Source organism: Synechococcus sp. CBW1004, from assembly GCF_015840715.1.
Classification (GTDB): Bacteria; Cyanobacteriota; Cyanobacteriia; order PCC-6307; family Cyanobiaceae; genus Cyanobium.
Map to the genome: position 1 here is coordinate 1,484,212 of NZ_CP060397.1, position 18,944 is coordinate 1,503,155.

Genomic DNA, 18,944 nt, shown 5'->3' on the forward strand with positions numbered 1-18,944 from the left:
CACGCCACTCAGCCGATACCGCAGAGCTGCTCGCTGATCTCCCACAGCCGGGCCCGCTCCTCGGGGCGTGTCGCCGCCGCCGGCAGCCGCCCGCGGCCGGGTGCCCCACGCATCTCAGCGAGGCTCGCCGGAGCGATCAGCTCCCCGCCACTCACCTCCTCAGCGGTGGCGGCATAGAGCTGCGGCAGGGCCCCGGCCGCCGCGCTCTGGAACAGCGGATCCATCAGGCGATAGGCGAGGGCCTCCAGGCGACCTCCACCGGCCGCCACCGACTTGGGCTGCAGCTGGGTGCGGGCGACACCGGGGTGAGCCGCCAGCGACAGGGTGGCACTGCCCATGGCGCGCAGCCGTTCCTGCAGCTCCAGGGCGAACAGCGTGTTGGCCAGCTTGCTCTGGGCATAGGCCCGCCAGCGGTCGTAGCGGGTCTCCCCCTGCAGATCGTCGAAGGCGATGCGCCCGAAGTGATGGGCGCCCGAGGTGACCGTCACCACCCGGCTGCCGGGGGTGCCTTGCAGCAGCGGCAGCAGGGCGAGGCTGAGGGCGAAATGGCCCAGGTGATTGGTGGCGAACTGACGCTCGTAGCCATCGGCGCTGAGCTGGCGGGGCAGGGCCATCACACCGGCGTTGTTGATCAGCAGATCGAGACGGGAGCAGCGCCGGCCCACCTCCGCGGCGGCCGCCGCCACCGAGGCCAGATCCGCCAGATCCAGGGGCAGGATCTCGAGGCGGCCTGTCGCCTCAGCCGCCAGCTGCCCGCGGGCGGCCTCGGCCCGCTCGGCCTGGCGGCAGGCCAGCAGCACGGTGGCGCCCCGGTTCGCCAGCGCCCGGGCTGTCTCCAGGCCCAGGCCGCTGTTGGCGCCGGTCACCAGGGCGACGCGGTCGCGCTGGTCGGGGATGTCGGCGACGGTCCAGGCCATGACGACGCAAGGAAGGAAGGCCGTTCTACGGAATCCGGCGGCCTGCCGGACCCGATGCCCGGGGGATGCCGAAGTGTTTCTGGAGTCCGCTGGTGGTTTCGGCCGGCCTGCGGTTTGATGGACGGGGTCTTCGGATCGGATGGCGTGTCCCTGCATTTCTGGGCTCCTGAGATCGATCCGGCCCATCCGCTCGAGTGCACCCATCCGGAGCGCTATGCCCTGCGGCGCCTCGACAGCGGCAGCTACATCGCGCTCAAGAAGGAGGATCAGAGCCTGCGGGATGTGAGCGACGTGCAGGAAGCGCACTTCTTCCATACCCACGAGGCGGCCCTGCGGGCGGCGATCGAGCTGCACCGACTCGGCTCCGGCAGCTTCGATGTGGTGAAGGTCGACTGAAGCGACAGGCCTGGGGACGGCTCGGCTTCAAAGCGTGGCGAGGGCGCTGCCGCGCCAGCCGGACTCGATAGCGTTCTCGCAGACGGTTTCGACACCATGAAACGCCACCACCAGCGCACGCTGGAGGCCCTGTTCGCCCATCCGCTCCAGCATTCGATCCGGGTCTCCAAGGTGGAGGCGCTGCTGCGCGTGCTGGGTGCCGAGGTGGAGGAACGGGCCGACCATCGCCTGCACATCCGCATGCCCGCCGGCCAGGAGACCTGGCTGCACAGCGGCGGCGGCCCTCACCATCCCGACCTCGACGGCGAGGCCGTGGTGCGGCTGCGCCAGTTCCTGCGCGACGCGGGCGTCACCCCCGACCACCCGGTCGCCGATGGCCCATCGCCCCGTGGCGACCAGAGCCACCGCCTGGTGCTGCTGCTCAACCACCGCCACACCGACGTCTATCGCCTTGAAGGCGACGAGGTGGAGCATGCGGTGCTGCATCCGCATGGCATCTGGGGCAGCGATCAGAACCTCACCCATCGCCACGACCGCGATCAGGCCGGCCAGAAAGCGCCGCTCGACAACGACTACCTGGCGCGCATCACCGCCGCCATGGCCGACGCCGACGCGGTGCTGCTGCTGGGCCACGGCACCGGATCGAGCGACCTGCGCCAGGTGCTGCTGCGCTACCTGGAGACCCACCGCCGCGATCTGCTGGCCCACATCTCCGGGATCGAAACCGTTGACGACTCGGCCCTGAGCGAGGCCGGCCTGCTGGCGGTGGCCCGCGCCCACTTCGGCAACCTGCCGCACCGCCACCCGGTGGTGACACCCGGCCTGGAGCAGCAGCCCGGCTGAGCGCCGCGGCCGGCGGGGGCGCTCCGGCTCAGGGCGACGGCGACGCGTGCGGGTACACCTGCAGCCAGTCCCGCGCCATGTCCACCACGATCCAGCCCCGCTCGCGGGCCCGATCGAGCGCCTTGGCGAGCCGGCCAACCCGGCTGTCGCGGTCATAGGCCCATTCCCGGCGGGCGTCGTTGTGGTGCACCAGAAGAGCCAGGCGCGGGCCGGTCCCGGCGGTGGCCCACTCGAGCATCTGCAGGTCGCCGTCGGAGTTGCCGAAGGCCGCCACGGGCCGGCGGCCGAGCACCTGCTGAATCGCAATCGGCTTGTTGGGCCCATCTGTCACCGCCTCGATCGCAGGCAGGCGCAGGAGGCGCGGTGCCTGGCCAGGTGCATGGGTCCAGGCGAGCGCCAGCCTCGTGCCGATCACCTGCTCGGGCGGGATGCCGTACACCACCTCGCTCCAAGGCCGCATGAACTCCGTGTCGCCACCGGAGACGATCACCGTGCGGAAACCGGCTGAGCGCAGCAGGGCCAGCAGCTCCAGCATCGGCTGGAACACCATCGCCGTGTACGGCAACCCTGTGCGCGGATGGCGGGCCGTGGCCAGCCAGCGGCGCACCTCGGCGGCGTAGGCGTCGGTGTCCATGCCGGCGGAGCAGACCGGCAGCAGCGTCGCCAGCGCCGTCGCCCCCTGGGCCAGCAGGGCATCCACATCACCGCGCAACGCCGAGGCGTAGGGCTCCTGCCGGCGCCACTCTGCAGGCACAGGCGCCATGGCCTGGATCCTGTCCACGCAGAACTGGAAGGGGAAATACAGGGGCTGCTCACTCCAGAGGGTGCCGTCGTTGTCGAACACGGCCAGGCGCTCCTGCGGTGGGATCGCCCCGGGGCCCGTCGGCAGGGTCGCCCGCCGCACGAAGCGCAGCAGGGCGGTCTTGGTGCGACCCCCGCGCCAGGAGGGAAGGGGATCGGCAGCCGCAGCAACAGGGGGAGCCGTCGGCGCGGCGGAGGGAGAGGGCGCTGCGACCTGAGCCACCGAGGCAGGCGAGGGAGCGGCGGCGGCGATCAGGCTCAGGGCCAGGCCCGCCGCCGTGGCGCGCAGACAACGCATCGGCTCACTCCCGAGGCGAGAGGCGGCCCGACCGTAGGCACGGGACGCTCCAGGAGCCCGTCCCCCTTGCCAGGGCGGAACCGCCCTGCGACGCAGCCACCGGCGTCCTGACCAGGCGAGCGCGGCCCTCAGTCAGGGCCAGCCGGCTGACGGGGCTCATCGGTCGGGCGCACGGATGTCGCCCAGGAGCCGACGCCCCTGCAGCGGCTCCAGCCACAGCAGCACCGCCAGCCAGTGGATCAGCACCGCCCACCACAGCGAGCCGGTGATGCTGTAAGCCAGGGCGCAGACCAGGCCCAGCAGGCTGCACTGGAGCAGGAAGCGCGGATCGTCGAACAGCAGGCGCCCCTGCGGATACCAGAGGCGGCCCGCCAGGGGGTGATACAGCACGAACAGGCCGGTGCTCAGCGCGATCCAGGGCCCCACCTGCAGCGGTGTCAGCCCGGCCAGGGGATGGGGCAGCAGCAGCCCCCGGAACAGCAGCTCCTCGCCGAAGGCGGGCATCAGCGCAGTGGCCACGCCGCGCCGGAGCAAGCGGGGCAGCGGCGGCCAGCTCCAGGTGCGCGGCAGCAGACCATCGCGCCGGCCGAGCCACAGGGCCAGCGGCGCATAGACCGCCAGGAGCAGCAGCGGCCAGGCGATGCCGGCGGCCTGCGGTGGCGGGAACAGGGCGTCGCCGAGGCGGGCCACCAGGGTGCCGGCCACCGGCAGCTGGCCCAGAAGGATGGTGGGTGCGACGGGCTCCAGGCGGGGATCAGCGCCGGGGATCTGGTTGGTGCGCAGCAGTTGCAGGGGCAGGCCGGCCCGGAGCAGTTCGGCCGCGAGGCTGTCGTGGGCGCCGCGAGGCAGCAGCGACCGCCAGCTGAGCAGCACATCCAGAGGCTTCTGACTGGCCTGGAACGTCCCGCGCTCGCCCGCCAGCACCAGGCGGCTGTTGTGCACCCAGTCGGCGCGCACCCGGCCGAAGGGGGTGAGCAGATGGTCGAGAGCCTGGCCCAGCCGTCGCAGACGCTCGCGCTCGGCCGCGCTGGCCGGCACGACGGCTTGCCGGGCAGGCGGATCCACGAGCGAGACCTCCGCCTGCCCAGGGCCCTGCTGCTGCAGCTGCTGCAGGGCGATCCACAGGGCCTGGGCGGAATCCTGCACGCAGGAGGTGGCGGCGGTCACCAGCGCCACCCCCCGGCCATCGCCGCTGCGGTAGCGCGCCGCCAGCAGCTCCGCCTGCAGGGCGATGGCATCGAGCACCTGCGGGCCGAGCGGGATCAGCGCATCGGAGAAGGGGCGCGTGCCGAGCCAGCCGCGCTGCAGATTGCCGCCGTAGGCACTCCAGTCCTGGCTGCCGGCGACGATGCCGTTGGGATTGTTGGCATAGATCTGGTGGTACCGGATCTGCAGGCGCGGCTGGCCGCTGAACGGATCCTCCACCACGCGGGCCTCGCCGAAGGCGAAGTGGCCGGTGACGGTCCAGCCCGAGACCGGTTCGCCATCAGCGCCGCCGATGCCGCCGAACAGATGCATCAGCAGGGCCCGATCGCCCGGCTGCCATTGCAGCGGGGCCGCCCCGTCAGGCAGCAGGGCGGTGCTGGCGAGGGTGCCGCGGATCAGCTGCGGCGGACTCCAGCTGCTGCGCAACAGCCCAGAGAGGCTGGCCTCGGTGCCGCGGATCTGCTGCCGGGGCCGGGGCGTGAGCAGGGCGCGCGGCTCGAGCGCCTGAGCGGTGAACACACCGTCAGCGGCGGGGGCTCCCTGGATCCACCAGCCCTCGCGATTCGCCTCCGATCGCTCCAGGCCGCTGGGATCGAACATCCTCCGGCCGAAGCGGTCGGGTGGCAGCAGCGGCACGCGGATCGTCTCGCGCGGACCATCGAAACGACCGCTCCGGCGGTCGTAGTGACGCACCCACCACAGACCATCCGTCTGGCTGTCGTTCGCACGGCCCTCGAAGCGCACCAGAGCCTGCCAGCGGCCGCTGATCTGCACCGGAGGCCGGGCGATGCGCACCTGGTCGCCACGGCGCTGCACACCCTCCAGAAGCACCGTGAGGTCATCGGCGGGCCTGGCCCCCGCCAGCGACTGCAGCGGCCCTACCTGCCCGCGGCCGTCGAGGCGGCTGGGCACCACATCGCCGCGAGCGGCCAAGCGGCGGGCGGCCTCTCCGAAACGGATGTCGGTGGTGACGGCCCGCACCAGGCGTTGCAGCGCCGGATCCTCGGCCCAGAGCAGGCGCAGGCGCCGGCCGACCCAGTCCTGGGCATCGGCCGGGGCCTGCTCCAGCTCGATCCACACCCAGTCCTCGCGCGGGGCCACAGGGCCGGCCAGCTCCTCCGGGGTCGGGAGAATCAGCCGGCCGAGCCACTCGGCACTGGGGCGGTAAAGATCAGCGCGGGGCCTCAGGCTGAGCGGATAGCTCTCTGGCCGACTCCAGGGGGACTGCAGCGCCAGGGCCTCGCTGCTCACGGGCAGCGGCTGGGTGGGGGTGCCCACGGACGGAGGCGAGGCGGCCGATGGCAGCCAGGCCAGCCCGCTCAGCAGCAGACCGCAGGCCAGGACGAGCGCCAGAACGACTCGCTGGACGCAGGTCAACCGGAGCCGCAGACCTGGCAGCGAAGCCCTGAATCGGCCCGAAGCCACCGGCGACCCGAAGCGATGGTGGCGGACCTGGCGCACAGCTTGATTCGACCGGGCTGACGCTAGCCGCGATGGCGACCGGCTCAGGCATCGCGCTGCTCGACGCTGGCGCGGATCCTGGCGACGAGCGACCTCCAGGAGGTCAACACCTGCGGGGCAGGCAGACGCGCAGGTGATCCAGGGAACGACGGAATCTGCGCGCAGGACTGGGTGGAGGGATATCTGGAGCGGGCGGAGATCCCATGAACTGCCGGCCGCTTTTCAGGTGAGGAGGCTGGCCAGCGAAGGCAGTCCACCCTGCTCACCCTCGTCTGGACTGCGGAGCGACATGAACCATCAAGAGTGCGAACGGCCGGCCCCGGGCACTTGATCGCATGCAGAGGCTTCCGTTAACAGACAGGGTCAGAATCAGATGTAAACTGAAGCGCGTCATATTGATGGACCGGCCTGATGCGAGTTGCCAGGCTACGCCTATTGTCATCGTGGTTACCACAGCAATGGTCACGACGACAGGCACGGTATCGGTCGCGAGTCCGCAGCCCATCGGGACAGCAACGGCCGTCGAGACGTCGCTGGCGGCTCCAGGCCTGCATGACGCTGCTGCTTCTGATGGTGGGCCTGGGATGCATCCACCGTGGCAGCTGGTCAACGGCCGATGCTCAGTCCGCGGAGACACAGACAGTGGCCGCACCGATCTTGCGGATGGATCGCGAGGATCCATCCACTCTTCCGAGTGAGATTGGCAGTGTCGACAGCAGGCCGACAACACCTGCAAGCCCGGGAGTCCTCCAGATCGGAGCCTACGTCACCAATATCAGCGATATCGATCTACTGGAAGATCGCTTTTCCATCGAGATGCTGATCTGGAGCCTATGGAACGGCGACCAGGCCAGCGATCCCAGCGATTCACTGATCGTTCTGAACGGCATCTATGACAATGATATCCAGCGCTTTGACAACGTACGCAGCGCCAGCCAGGGAGACAGCACCTGGGCCCTGCATCGGGTGCGCTCAGGTGTGGTCAATCGCTGGAAGCTGAAGAGCTATCCCTTTGACGACCAATTGCTGCACGTGGAGATCGGGCTCGCCGACCCCCTGGCCGATGTGCAACTGGAGGCAGCGGAGTCCGATCCCATAGCCGTCAGTCCTGGTCTCCATCTTCCCGGCTGGCTACTGAAGGAAAGCAGCGCTTATCCGACCTCCCTCAGCCTGATGAGCGACCTGGGAACGAAGACAAAATCGGGGCAGGCGATTCACCGGCAGTCGACCATCTCCTTTGACATGACAATTCAGCGCCGCAGCCTGCTCTACCTTGCACCTGACTTCCTTGGTTATATCCTGGCCATTGGCCTCTGCTGCCTGAGCCTGGTGATCAGTCGCAGCCGCGACGACCTGATTCTTGCTGCCGTGGTTTCAGCCGCCGGCAATTATGTGTTCATCGCAGGCAAACTCCCCGTCTCCGCCATGGCCGGATTCATCGGCAACCTGCAGATCATCATCTTCTTCGGGATCCTCTATGTCATCGCCATTGACGAGCTGCTGAATGAACACCTCATTCGCTGGACCAGTCGCACCGCCACCCTTCTGCGCATCAGCCTGCTACCCAGTTATCTGGGGCTGACACTGCTGGGGGTGGCCTTGATCATCCCGCCGGCACGCTCCTGAGCCGCATCAGCATGACCGAGCCGCACAGCGGAACCTCCTCCGGCAGCGCGGAGAAGTCCACCCCAGACGTGACGCAGACCTCCCAGGCTGCATCGGCGCCAGCAGCAACCGACAGCGGCTGGCTGCACGGTCGACGCACCCTGCTCTCGACCATCACCACACTGGTGGTCGTGGTGATCGGCTACGGATTGATCGCCCTGCGCCTCCAGAGCCGCGAGACGATCAGCGAACAGCATGTGCTTCGGGCCACGGAGGTGAGAAACCTGCCGGCCGGCACCCTGCCGGTGGTGCTCGCCCGGGATGACGGAGTCGCGGCCAGTGGCTTCAATTATCAGCTGCTGCAGTTGGTGCTGCAGCAGAGCGGAGTTCCCCATGCGATCGGGCTGACAGCTTCCGTGCATCCTCAGGATGAGGTGGTGGAGGCATTGGCCTCCGGCAGCATCGGTGGCAGCCGAAATCCTGAGGCGATCACGGTGGCCATGCTGGGCGCCGGCAGATCGCTGAGCCGGCGGTTGCAGCCTGTGCCGATACCCGTCAGCGGCGGACTCCTGGGCCTGCGGGTGGGTTGGATCCATCGCGATCGGACGCCGTTGACAGCCTCGATCCGAACGCCGCAGCAGCTTCAGGAGCTGGTGCTGCTCCAAGGCGTGGGCTGGAAGGATGTGAAGGTGCTCGACCAGGCAGGTATGCGGACCTACACCACCCGGCCGCGGGAGCTGCTGCGGTTGGTGCATTACAACCGCGTTGATCTCTATCCTCGCGGCGTGACGGAACTGGAGCGAGAACATCCCGAGGTTCTGCGCGACGCCCCCAACGTCGTTGTCGATCCACACGTGATGATTGTCTATCCTTTTGCGGGATTCTTTCATGTCAGCCGCAACAATCCTGACCTTGCGCAGGCGATCAAGACAGGCTTCCGACGGGCGATCGCCAACGGGTCCTATCAACGCTTGCTCGAAAAGCACCTCTTTACCCCCTGGCTGAAACAGCAGCTGGACTTACCGCAGCGCCGTCTGATCTACCTCCCCAACCCAGACGCAGAGGAGCTGTTCAGGGATGTGGATCCAAACCACTGGATCCTGCCCTGGCATCAGCTGGAACGTGGCACGCTCAGCCGGGGCGACCAGCTCTGCAGGCTCCCCCGTTGGCGCCTGTTGTGTGACAGCGGCCGGCGATCCCAGCAGCGGCCCACACCACCGACGAGCGCCCCAAGCTGATCGCGGTGAAGCGCCGACAGGCCCGGCAGAAGGCACACGACCTCCAGGTCGACGCCAATGAACATGGCGTCAATCAGCCCCTGCGTTCGAACCGATGATGACCCTGCCCGGGCTCCGGGATGGGGCCCCTGGCTGCGCCGTTCGCAGCCCTGTGGCGCCATCACACCCGTCCTTCGCACGCATCCCCCTGGACTCTCCCGATCCTGTCCATAGCGTGGTCAGAACTTGGATCTGAGCCGCGTCACCGCGAAGCTGACCCTGCACGCCAAGTCTCCCGACGTCCCCACCGCAGACGCGTCAGCATCGGGGGTGATCGCCAGCGCCAACGCAAGCCACCACTGAGCCCTCCCACCAGCTCCATTCCTCCATGCCCCCCTCCCCGCTGCGCTTCCTCCATACCGCCGACTGGCAGCTGGGCAAGCCCTTCGCCCGCGTCAGCGATCCCGACAAGCGGGCGCTGCTGCGACAGGAGCGACTGGCGGCGATCGGTCGCATCGGGAGCGTGGCTCACCAGCACGGCGCCAGCTTCGTGCTGGTGGCAGGCGACCTCTTCGACACCCACCAGCCCACCCATGCCGACATTTCGGCCGCCTGCAGCGCCATCGGCGCCATCGAGCTGCCGGTGCTGGTGATCCCCGGCAACCATGACCATGGCGGTGCAGGAAGCCTCTGGCACGAGCGCTACTTCCTGCAGGACTGCCGCCAGCTGGCCCCCAACCTGACCGTGCTGCTGGAGCGCCGGCCCTTCGAGCTGCGCCAGCTGGGACTGGCCGCTGGGGTGCTGCTGCCCTGCCCGCTGCTGCGCAAGGCCGAACCGGTGGATCCCACCGCCTGGCTGCGCACTCTGGACTTCTCCGCCTGGGCTGATCAGCCGCGCATCGTGCTCGGCCATGGCTCGATCCAGGGCTTCGGGGCGGAGGAGAACGACACGGACGACGAGAACCCGCCGGTGCCCACCAACCGGATCGACCTGGCGGCGCTGCCGGCCCGGGAGATCGACTACGTCGCTCTGGGCGACTGGCATGGGCTCAAGCAGGTGGGCCCATGCGCCTGGTACAGCGGCTGCCATGAGATGGACCGCTTCCCACGAGCCGCCGACTACCGCTCCGGCCAGGTGCTGGTGGTGGAGGCCCACCGCGGCGCGGCGCCCGACGTCACGGAGGTGCCCACCGGCGGCATCCAGTGGCACCAGTTGCAGCACCGCTTCAACAGCGATGACGACCTGAAGCAGCTGGAGCAGCGACTGCGCGATCGCATCGGCACGCGCAGCAACCAGGACCTGCTGCTGCTGGAGCTTGACGGCAGTCTCAGCCTCGCTGCCGCCGCGCGCCTGCAGGAGCTGCTGCAGCGGCTGGACGCCCGCCTGATCCGCCTCAAGCGCCGCGATCGCACCAGCGTCGCCCCCGATGCCGCAGAGCTGCGCCAGCTCATCGAACGGGCGTGCGATCCACTCGTGGCCCGGGTGGCCCTGCGCCTGCAGCAGCTGGCAGCCCTGGACGACGACCAGGCCGAGCTGGCACGCATGGGCCTGCGTGAGCTGCACCGCGCCTGCGTCAGCCGCTGAGGGCAGCCCCCCCGATGGGCCGCCAGCAGCGAGCCAAGGCAAATCCAATGCTTACCAGGCAGGACGCCGATCAGCCCCTGCGCCCTGATCCTCAAGTCGCGGCCAACACCTCAGCGACCCATCAACACAGAACCGCGCGATTCGCCCACCTGTTCCTCCCCTTCTCGTTCCTCAGCCAGCCATGCGTCTGCTCTCCGCCCGCATCCGCGACTACCGCCTGCATCGCGACCTGACGCTGGACTTCGACCCGCACTTCACCGTGATCGCCGGAGCGAACCAGTCGGGCAAGAGCACCCTCGCGGAGGCCCTGCACCGAGCCCTGTTTCTGCCGGCGAAGACCGGTGGGGAGGTGCACAAGGGCATGCGCAGCGATCCCTTCCGCACCGAGCCGGAGGTGGAGCTGGATTTCGAGGCCGGCGGCGAACGCTGGCAGCTCTCCAAGCGCTTCGCCGCCACGCGCGGCAGCGTCTCGCTGCGCGACAGCGGCGGCCGCAGCCTGCAGGGCGATGAGGCCGAGGAGAAGCTGGCGGCCCTGATCGGTACCGCCGCAGTGGATCGCACGACGGCGGCGGCCAGGCAGCTCAAGGACCGCTGGGGCCATCTCTGGGTATGGCAGGGCTCCGCCAGCGGCAATCCTCTGGCCCTCAGCGCCCAGGCCTACGACCACGACCGGCTGGTGGAACGGCTGCAGGCCGGCTCCGATCTGAGCGTCACCTCCGAGCTGGATCTGGCCGTGCTGGAGGATATCCAGCACCGCTGGAGTGCGATCCACACCGCTGGCGGCGCCAACCGCCAGCCCCAGGTGCGCAAGGGATCCCCCCTGCAGCTGGCCCGGGCCGCCAGCCACCAGGCGCAGAGGGATCTGGAGGCAATCGAGGCGCTGATCGCCCGGCAACGCGAGGACGAGCAGGCGTTTCAGCAGGCCTCCGACATCCTGGCCCAACTCGGCCAGGCGCTGCCGCTGGAGCGCCAGCAGCGCCTGGCCCTGCAGGAACGGCTGGCCCGCAGCGGCGAGCTCGAAGCGCAGCTCACCATCCAGCAGCCGCTGCTGGATGAAGTGATCAAGAACCTGGCGGCCCTGGTGCAGGACCGGGACCAGCTGCGGCAGGAAGGACAGAGGTCCGAGGCGCTGACCGCGGCGCAGGCCCCGGCGCTGGCCAGGCTGCAGGAGCTGCGCGAGCAGCAACCGGCCCTGGAAAGCGGCCTGCAACAGCTGGAGGCCCAGCTCCAGGGCCAGCTGCAGGCCAACACCCAGGCCACCGGCGAAGCACGGGCGATCGAGGCCCGTCTGCAGCGACTGCGGCTGCGCCAGGAGCAGCAGCGGATCCGCGGTCAGCTGGAGCTGCTGGAGCAGCTGCGCGGGCAATTCCGGCAGCGCAGCGCTGAACTGGAGGCGCTGCCGGAGATCGACGCGGCCGGGGTGGAGCACCTGCGCCGGTTGGAGGCCTCGGTGCAGGCCGCCCGGGTGCGCTGCGAATCGCTGTCGGCAGGCATCGAGGTGATCCGCGCCGGCCAGCCGCTGCGGCTCGACGGCGAAGCGCTGGAGATCGGTGGCAGCCGCCTGCTCTCCCAACCGGCGGTGCTGCAGGTGGGCACCGATGTGGAGCTGCGCCTCCTCCCCGGGGGCGGCACCAGCACGGTCGATGCGTCCCAGGCTCTGGAGCGCGCCCGCCAGGCCCTGGCCAGGGATCTGGAGGCCCTGAAGCTGCCCAGCCTGGAAGCGGCCGCCCAGGCGGAACGGCGCCGCAGCGAGGTGCTGGCGGAACGGCAGAGGCTGGTGGAGCAGGCCCGCGCCCAGGGCGACGACGCCCGACTGCGCCAGCGGCTGGCCGCGATCGCTCAGGAGCTGCAGGTGCTGCCACCGCCGCAGGAGGCCGACGACCTCGACGAGACGGAGCTGGCCGACGGTGAGAGGCTGCAGAGCCGCCTCGCGTCACTTGAGGAAGCCCTGCGCGAGGCGCGCGCTCGCCGCGATCAGGCCCAGGCGGCGCAGCAGGCACAGCAGAGTCAACTGCAGAAAGCCAGCCAGGCTCTGGAGGCCCAGCGCAGGGCGGTCCAGGCGCTGGAGCAGGAGCTGCGCGAACAGCAGAACCAGCTGCTGGAGGCCCGCACCCGCTGCGACGCGCTGCTTCAGCGGCATGGCTCCGAGGAGCAGCTGCACCAGGCGATCGCCCTGCTGGAGCAGCGACAGGGGCAGTTACAGACGGCGCTCAGTGCCCTTCGCACGGAACTTGAGGCCCTCGATCCGGCGGGCCTCAGGGCCGAGGATCAGCGCCTGGCCCTGCGGATCACCGAGCTGGAGCAACAGGAGCGGCAGGTCACCGAGGCGCGCATCCGCGCCGAGGAACGCCTGCAGGGCGATGGCCAGACCGATCTGCAGGCGGAGCGGGAGCAGAAGCAGGCCGAGCTCGAATCGCACATGCAGGAGCAGCAGCGGCTGGAGCAGGAGGCCGGCATGCTGACGCTCCTGCGGCGCCTGCTGGAGGAGGAGCAGAACGCCATGAGCAGCCAGTACACGGCACCGATGCTCAGCCGCATCGGCCGCTACCTGGCCCACGTGTTCCCGCAGCCACCGGAGGTGCACCTGGCCTATGACGCCAGGGGTGGCTTCCAGGGCCTGCAGTGGCGCCGTGGCGATGAGGCGGCCTTCCGGTTCGAGGACCTGAGCACCGGAGCGCGCGAGCAGTTCGCGGCGGCGTTGCGGGTCTCGATGGCTGAAGTGCTGGCCGAGGCCTACGACGGCAGCCTGCCGGTGCTGTTCGACGACGCCTTCGCCAACTCCGACCCGGAACGCCAGCGGGGTGTGCATCGCATGCTGCAGCAGGCGGCCGGGCAGGGTCTGCAGGTGATCCTGCTCAGCTGCGATGCCGACCGCTGCCAGGAGATCGACGGGGCCCGCCAGATCCGGCTGGGAGCGTGACCCCCCAGGAGCGGAGGGGCGGCAGGGGGATTCCGCTTCTCCCAACAGCAGAGGGCATCGCAGCGGGGCAGGTCATGGAGACCAGGGGTTGTGCCAGGCGATCCGATCTCCATAGCGTGTGAGCAGTCGCAGCTCCATCGTGCCCGACCCGTCCCGCCCTGCCGGCAGGCGAAGCCTCCCCAGCCGCCACCAGCTGGCCGCCCAGGCCGACCACGCCTGGCAGCTGCTGCGCCGCACTCCGCCGCTGGTGGTCGCGATGGCGGTGCTGAGCGTGGGCCTGATCGGCGCCACCGGGGTGCTGGTCAAGGGTGTCCGCCGCGCCAACGACACGATCACGGTCACCGGTGCCAGCACCGAACGCATCCGCAGCGACCACGTCGACTGGACGGTGGATGTGTTCCAGAGCGGTGGCAGCCAGCAGGCCTCGTACCAGGGCCTGCAGCCATCGGTGCAGCGCACCATGGCCTTCCTCAGGGCCGAGGGCGTCCAGGAGGAAGAACTCACCCTCGGGGCCCTGCGATCCGAACGGGAGGACGTGCGCGATCCCCGCAGCGGCGAGATCCGCTCCACGACCTGGACCACCACACAACCGGTGCTGATCGGCAGCGACGACGTGGAGCGCATCCGGGCGATCAGCGGCCGCATCGGGGAATTGATCGGCCAGGGGGTGCCGCTGAGGAGCCAGCCGCCCGCCTACACCTACACGAAACTCGCCGAGAAGCGGGTGGACATGCTGGCCAAGGCCACCCGCGATGCCCGCAGCCGTGCCCGCGCCATCGCCGCCGAAGCGGGAGCTGGTGTCGGAGCGATCACCAACGCCGATACCGGCATCTTTCAGATCACCGCCCCCAACTCCACCGAGACCAGCGACAGCGGCAGCTACGACACCAGCACGATCGACAAGGACATCACCGCCGTGATGGCGGTCACCTTCCGGGTGGAGTGAACGGGCGCTGGGGCTGACGTCGCCGGCATTCCACCATCCGTCAGCCCCAGCGCCCAGAGCAGGTCGCCACAAAGAGAGCACTGCTGGCTCACCGTGGCCTCAGGGAGATCGCCGGCGTGAATCGAGCCCCCCGACGCGCGGAACGGGGACCAGGTGGTTCAGCCGCAGGGTTGAGCTGATGTCATGCAGTGGGCCGCCAGTTCGGCCAGCCAGCCCCGCAGGCGTTCGATAGACTCGGGCCTCAGACTGTAGTACACCCAACGGCCGCTCTGACGATCCGCCAGCAGCCCCGCCTCCTTGAGCACCTTGAGGTGAAAGGAGAGCTTCGACTGGGCCAGGCCCAGATCCTCCGTGAGGTCGCAGACACAGCGCTCACCGCCGGCGAGAGCCTCGATCACCTGCAGGCGGATCGGCTCGGCCAGGGCCTTGAGCAGTTGACGGGCCTCATCAACCGGAACGGCAGACGACGCCGACGAGGAGGCAAGCGGCACAGGCGCAGCAGGGCGACTCGACAAACCTAGGCGTCGCGATCCGGGGGCGGACGACCGCCCACCCCGGCCAGCCACCCCTTAACCCAGCCATAAGATCCATCAACTCCAGTTGATGAGAGAGTGGGCGCCGTTGCGTACAGAACATGCGCGTCGGCATCAATGGCTTCGGCCGCATCGGTCGGCTGGTGTTCCGTGCTCTCTGGGGCCGTCCCGGCATCGAGCTGGTGCATGTCAATGACGCCGGCGGCGACGCCCACACCGCCGCGCACCTGCTGGCGTTCGATTCGGTGCACGGCCGCTGGCAGCAGGCAGTCCAAGGCAACACGGGGGTTGCCGGGCAACAGCCGTGCTTCTTCGTGGGCAGTCAGCCCGTCTCGTACACCCAGGAGAAGGACCCCACCGCCGTGCCCTGGCGGGAAGCGGGCGTGGAGCTGGTGCTCGAATGCAGCGGCAGGATCAAGACCCCGGAAACGCTGCAGCCCTACTTCGATGCGGTGGGCCTCAGACGCGTGGTGGTGGCCTGCCCCGTCAAGGGCGAAATCGCCGGAGCCGAGGCACTGAACATCGTCTTCGGGATCAACCATCACCTCTACAACCCCGAGCAACATCGGCTGATCACCGCCGCCTCCTGCACCACCAACTGCCTGGCACCGGTGGTGAAGGTAGTGCACGAATCCTTCGGCATCCGCCACGGAACGATCACCACCCTGCATGACGTCACCAATACCCAGGTGGTGGTCGATGGCTTCAAGAGCGACCTGCGCCGATCCCGCTCCTGCCTGCAGAGCCTGATCCCCACCACCACGGGTTCGGCCAAGGCGATCGGCCTGATCTTTCCCGAATTGCAGGGCAAGCTCAACGGTCACGCCGTGCGCGTGCCGCTGCTCAACGCCTCACTCACCGACGCGGTGTTCGAGCTGGAGCGCAGCGTCACCGTGGAGGAGGTGAACGGTGCCTTTGAAGCCGCCGCCACTGGCCCCCTGCACGGCATCCTCGGCTATGAAACCCGGCCGCTGGTGTCGGTGGATTACGTCAACGACAGCCGCAGTTCGATCATCGATGCGCTCTCGACGATGGTGGTGAACGGCACCCAGCTCAAGGTCTACGCCTGGTACGACAACGAGTGGGGCTACAGCTGCCGCATGGCCGATCTGGTGAGCCACGTGGCCCTGCTGGATGCGCGCTGAGGTGCAGCCATGAGCAGCGATCAACCTCCCGCCTCGATCGAAGCCATGCACAAGCCAGGTCGGGCGCTCTCGGCCCTGCAGCAGTATGCGATCGTCACCGCCAACTACTGGGCCTTCACGCTCACCGATGGCGCCCTGCGCATGCTCGTGGTGTTCCACTTCCACGCGCTTGGCTACAGCACGCTGGAGATCGCCTTCCTGTTTCTCTTCTACGAGTTCTTCGGCATCATCACCAACCTCTACGGCGGCTGGCTGGGGGCCCGTTTCGGTCTGCGCCTGACCCTCTGGAGCGGCACGCTGATGCAGGTGGCGGCCCTGCTGATGCTGATCCCGGTGGCCGACTCCTGGCCGAAGTGGTGGAGCGTCGCCTATGTGATGGTGGCCCAGGCGCTCAGCGGCATCGCCAAGGATCTCAACAAGATGAGCGCCAAAAGCGCCATCAAGACCGTGGTGCCGGAAACGCCCGAGGATCACAGCCAGGGCGAGAATCAGCTGTTCCAGTGGGTGGCGATCCTCACCGGCTCCAAGAACGCGCTCAAGGGCGTCGGTTTCTTCCTCGGTGGTGTGCTGCTCACCACCATCGGCTTCAACGCGGCGGTGGGAGCAATGGCGGCCGGGTTGTTCCTGGCTTTCCTGCTCACTCTGGTGCTGCCCGCTGAGATCGGCCGCATGAAGCAGAAGCCCGGCTTCACCGCTCTGTTCTCCAAATCCGCCGGCATCAACATCCTCTCGCTGGCGCGGTTCTTTCTCTTCGGTGCCCGCGACGTGTGGTTCGTGGTGGCCCTGCCGGTGTTTCTGCAGCAGGCCCTGGGCTGGCGCTTCTGGGAGGTGGGCGGCTTCATGGGCCTGTGGGTGATCGGCTACGGCATCGTGCAGGGATCGGCACCGGCCCTGCGCCGCAGCTGGGGCCAGAGCGGCCCTCCCGGTGTGGGTGCGGTGGAGTTCTGGAGTGCCCTGCTCACCGCCATTCCTGCCCTGATCGCCATCGCTCTCTGGCGTGAAGTGGCCCATCCCGCAGTGGCTGTGGTGGTGGGGCTGGCGGCCTTCGGCGTGGTGTTCGCCATGAATTCCTCGATTCACAGCTACATGATCCTCGCCTACACAGAAGCCGAGGATGTGAGCCTCAACGTCGGCTTCTATTACATGGCCAACGCCGCCGGCCGCCTGCTCGGCACGGTGCTCTCCGGCGCCCTGTTTCTCGTGGGCGGCCTGCAGGCCTGTCTGTGGTGCTCAGCCCTGCTGGTGGGCCTGGCGTTCGCGGCCAGCACCCGGTTGCCCACGCCGCCGCGACACGCCACCGGCTGATCGTCACGTCAGACCATGCCTGGACGCTGATCGAAAGCGATGGTGAGGCAGCAGGACCAGCCATGGCCAGCAAGAGTCCTGAAGGCGGAGCGCTGGAGCGACGCCTACGCCCCTCGAAGACACTCGGCAGGAGCATGGCCAGGCTCCTGAATCACCACAGCTTTACAGGCTGTGTATGGTTTTGACTCGCCAGGTTGCGCTTCATCCCCGCATCTTGCGGAGTGTGGCATCGAGGGTTGCATCGCTGGCCAGCCAAGCGACTCCTGTCCATCATGGTGGCAGGAGAACGCGCCAGCTTCCATGGCAAGCGGTGGTGCGATGGTGAGAACAGGATGAAACACGACAAGAGACCGCAGCAAGCGATTGCGTTGGATTGCCTGGATTGCAGCAATCCCCTGCAACTTGTGAGCGACGCTCTACGCTATTTCGGACTGCACTTTCGGGAGCCGATTGCCATCCCCGAGCTGGCTGATGCCCTCGGCACGAGTGTGGGCTGCCTGGATCTCAGCTTCGGGCGCATCCGCGGCGTCACACCAGAGCGAGCCCTCCAGGAACATCGCCTCAACAAACTGTTTGTCGCGCTCACCGATCAGCCCCGTCAGGGCCTGAGCCGGGCGATCCGATCCTGCGGACTGGGCCAGACGACGGGGGTGCTGGCCCTGTTCGAAGAGGAGTTCGGGATTGACATGCCCCTGTTTCTGCTCACCTGTCGGCGTGCCGCCGATGACCGTCTGTTCCGCCTGCAGCACCCGGAAGCGGAAGCCCTCGTCCTGCCGGTCTGACGCCCATCCCGGCCTCGACCATCACAGGCCTGCACCAAAAACCCCCGGCCGAAGCCGGGGGCCCAGTGGTGTCATCGGGTGGGCCGCAGCCCCGTGCAGGACTCAGGCCATCAACCCTCCACCTTCACGGTCACGCTGCTCACCTTGTTGGCCTTGGGCGCGGTGACGGTGAGCAGGCCATCGCGGTAGACGGCCTGCAGCTGCTCCCGCTCGATCGGCACCGGGAAGCGGAAGCTGCGGCTCCAGGTGCCGTAGCGGAACTCGCTCAGCAGCGGAGCCTGCTGCGGGGGGCGTGGCTTCTCGGAGCGGACAGGTGTTTCTCGGGTGGGTTCACCGGGTGCGGCATCGGCAGCCGCCGGCTCGGGAAGCGCACGATGGCTGCGGCGCTCAGCGCTGATCAGCAGGGTGCGCTCGGTGGCCTTCACCTCGATGGCGGCCTTGTCGACGCCGGGGAGTTCGAGAACCACCTCATAGGCCTCGGGGGTTTCGTGCACCTCGGCGGCGGGCACGCGCTCGGCGCTGTGCAGCTGCTGGCTGAGCTGCTGCTCGATCCGGTCGAACAGATCGAAGGGAGAGGAGGAGCGAAGGGTCAGCATCGTTCGGATGGCGAAGGTTGGGGACGCGGGGCGGGGAAGCTGTGCTCCGATCGCCCCCGGTGAACGCACTGTCGCCGCAGCGGCCCACAGCCGGGGAGGGGCGAGCCGAACCCCGCGATTCGGCCCTCCTCCCAGGGGTTCGGGGCCCCGAATCGCCTGGTGGTGTCAACCGAATCAGGCCCGGGCTGGCACGGGAGGACCTGCCAGCAGCTCACGGCTGAGAGGCCTTGCTCACCGATGGGCTGGGTCTCCGCCCGATCGACCCCAGCACCGGCCTGAGCGGCTGGGGGATCTGCAGTTGCTGTTCCGCCCAGTGGGCGGTGAGGGCGGCCAGAAGGCTGTTGCGGTCGCCGTGGATGCGGAGCATGGCGGGATCGAAATCGCTGGT

16 protein-coding genes are annotated in these 18,944 nt (G+C 68.7%); 10 read left to right on the plus strand and 6 right to left on the minus strand.

Annotated features, from left to right (window positions below):
• Positions 1-8 precede the first annotated feature (8 nt).
• The gene (locus H8F25_RS07205; protein WP_197212841.1) at positions 9-917 is read right to left on the minus strand and encodes an oxidoreductase; all 909 of its coding nucleotides are present in this window, start codon (positions 915-917) and stop codon (positions 9-11) included.
• A gap of 117 nt (positions 918-1,034) precedes the next feature.
• Here H8F25_RS07205 and H8F25_RS07210 point away from each other — a divergent pair, with 117 nt between their 5' ends.
• Both H8F25_RS07210 and H8F25_RS07215 read left to right on the plus strand, forming a co-directional pair.
• Positions 1,035-1,313 (plus strand): hypothetical protein, encoded by a 279-nt coding sequence (locus tag H8F25_RS07210; protein ID WP_231597241.1) that lies wholly within the window; start codon positions 1,035-1,037, stop codon positions 1,311-1,313.
• A gap of 96 nt (positions 1,314-1,409) precedes the next feature.
• Complete coding sequence (locus tag H8F25_RS07215) at positions 1,410-2,156, plus strand: hypothetical protein (RefSeq protein ID WP_197212845.1); 747 nt, start codon at positions 1,410-1,412, stop codon at positions 2,154-2,156.
• A 28-nt stretch (positions 2,157-2,184) separates the two neighbouring features.
• On the opposite strand, the gene H8F25_RS07220 is transcribed toward H8F25_RS07215, so the two are convergent.
• Together H8F25_RS07220 and H8F25_RS07225 are read right to left on the minus strand one after the other, a co-directional pair.
• Positions 2,185-3,255, minus strand: a complete 1,071-nt coding sequence (locus H8F25_RS07220) for an HAD family phosphatase (RefSeq protein WP_197212847.1) — start codon at positions 3,253-3,255, stop codon at positions 2,185-2,187.
• Positions 3,256-3,411: 156 nt separating this feature from the next.
• Complete coding sequence (locus H8F25_RS07225) at positions 3,412-5,838, minus strand: type II CAAX prenyl endopeptidase Rce1 family protein (protein ID WP_231597242.1); 2,427 nt, start codon at positions 5,836-5,838, stop codon at positions 3,412-3,414.
• A 636-nt stretch (positions 5,839-6,474) separates the two neighbouring features.
• Here H8F25_RS07225 and H8F25_RS07230 point away from each other — a divergent pair.
• The 5 genes from H8F25_RS07230 (at position 6,475) to H8F25_RS07250 (ending at position 14,195) form a co-directional block, all read left to right on the plus strand.
• Positions 6,475-7,548, plus strand: a complete 1,074-nt coding sequence (locus H8F25_RS07230; protein ID WP_231597243.1) for a hypothetical protein — start codon at positions 6,475-6,477, stop codon at positions 7,546-7,548.
• Positions 7,549-7,559: 11 nt separating this feature from the next.
• On the plus strand, positions 7,560-8,765 hold the full coding sequence (locus tag H8F25_RS07235) for a hypothetical protein (RefSeq protein WP_231597244.1): 1,206 nt from the start codon (positions 7,560-7,562) through the stop codon (positions 8,763-8,765).
• A 367-nt stretch (positions 8,766-9,132) separates the two neighbouring features.
• Complete coding sequence (locus tag H8F25_RS07240; RefSeq protein ID WP_197212849.1) at positions 9,133-10,329, plus strand: exonuclease SbcCD subunit D; 1,197 nt, start codon at positions 9,133-9,135, stop codon at positions 10,327-10,329.
• A 181-nt stretch (positions 10,330-10,510) separates the two neighbouring features.
• The gene (locus H8F25_RS07245) at positions 10,511-13,249 is read left to right on the plus strand and encodes an AAA family ATPase (RefSeq protein ID WP_197212851.1); all 2,739 of its coding nucleotides are present in this window, start codon (positions 10,511-10,513) and stop codon (positions 13,247-13,249) included.
• A 256-nt stretch (positions 13,250-13,505) separates the two neighbouring features.
• The gene (locus H8F25_RS07250) at positions 13,506-14,195 is read left to right on the plus strand and encodes an SIMPL domain-containing protein (protein ID WP_197213560.1); all 690 of its coding nucleotides are present in this window, start codon (positions 13,506-13,508) and stop codon (positions 14,193-14,195) included.
• 158 nt (positions 14,196-14,353) lie between these two features.
• Here the strand turns inward: H8F25_RS07250 and H8F25_RS07255 are convergent, their stop codons facing one another.
• Complete coding sequence (locus H8F25_RS07255) at positions 14,354-14,686, minus strand: helix-turn-helix transcriptional regulator (protein WP_197212852.1); 333 nt, start codon at positions 14,684-14,686, stop codon at positions 14,354-14,356.
• A gap of 143 nt (positions 14,687-14,829) precedes the next feature.
• Between H8F25_RS07255 and H8F25_RS07260 the strand changes: the two genes are divergently transcribed.
• From H8F25_RS07260 to H8F25_RS07270, 3 genes are all read left to right on the plus strand, one after another.
• Complete coding sequence (locus H8F25_RS07260; RefSeq protein WP_197212854.1) at positions 14,830-15,873, plus strand: ArsJ-associated glyceraldehyde-3-phosphate dehydrogenase; 1,044 nt, start codon at positions 14,830-14,832, stop codon at positions 15,871-15,873.
• A gap of 9 nt (positions 15,874-15,882) precedes the next feature.
• Positions 15,883-17,178, plus strand: a complete 1,296-nt coding sequence (gene arsJ, locus H8F25_RS07265; protein ID WP_231597245.1) for an organoarsenical effux MFS transporter ArsJ — start codon at positions 15,883-15,885, stop codon at positions 17,176-17,178.
• Between the two features lie 404 nt (positions 17,179-17,582).
• The gene (locus H8F25_RS07270) at positions 17,583-17,960 is read left to right on the plus strand and encodes a helix-turn-helix transcriptional regulator (protein ID WP_197212856.1); all 378 of its coding nucleotides are present in this window, start codon (positions 17,583-17,585) and stop codon (positions 17,958-17,960) included.
• Between the two features lie 110 nt (positions 17,961-18,070).
• Here the strand turns inward: H8F25_RS07270 and H8F25_RS07275 are convergent, their stop codons facing one another.
• Together H8F25_RS07275 and H8F25_RS07280 are read right to left on the minus strand one after the other, a co-directional pair.
• Positions 18,071-18,556, minus strand: a complete 486-nt coding sequence (locus tag H8F25_RS07275) for an Hsp20/alpha crystallin family protein (protein WP_197212858.1) — start codon at positions 18,554-18,556, stop codon at positions 18,071-18,073.
• Positions 18,557-18,767: 211 nt separating this feature from the next.
• Positions 18,768-18,923, minus strand: coding sequence for a hypothetical protein (locus H8F25_RS07280; protein WP_197212860.1), 156 nt, complete (start codon positions 18,921-18,923; stop codon positions 18,768-18,770).
• Positions 18,924-18,944 lie beyond the last annotated feature (21 nt).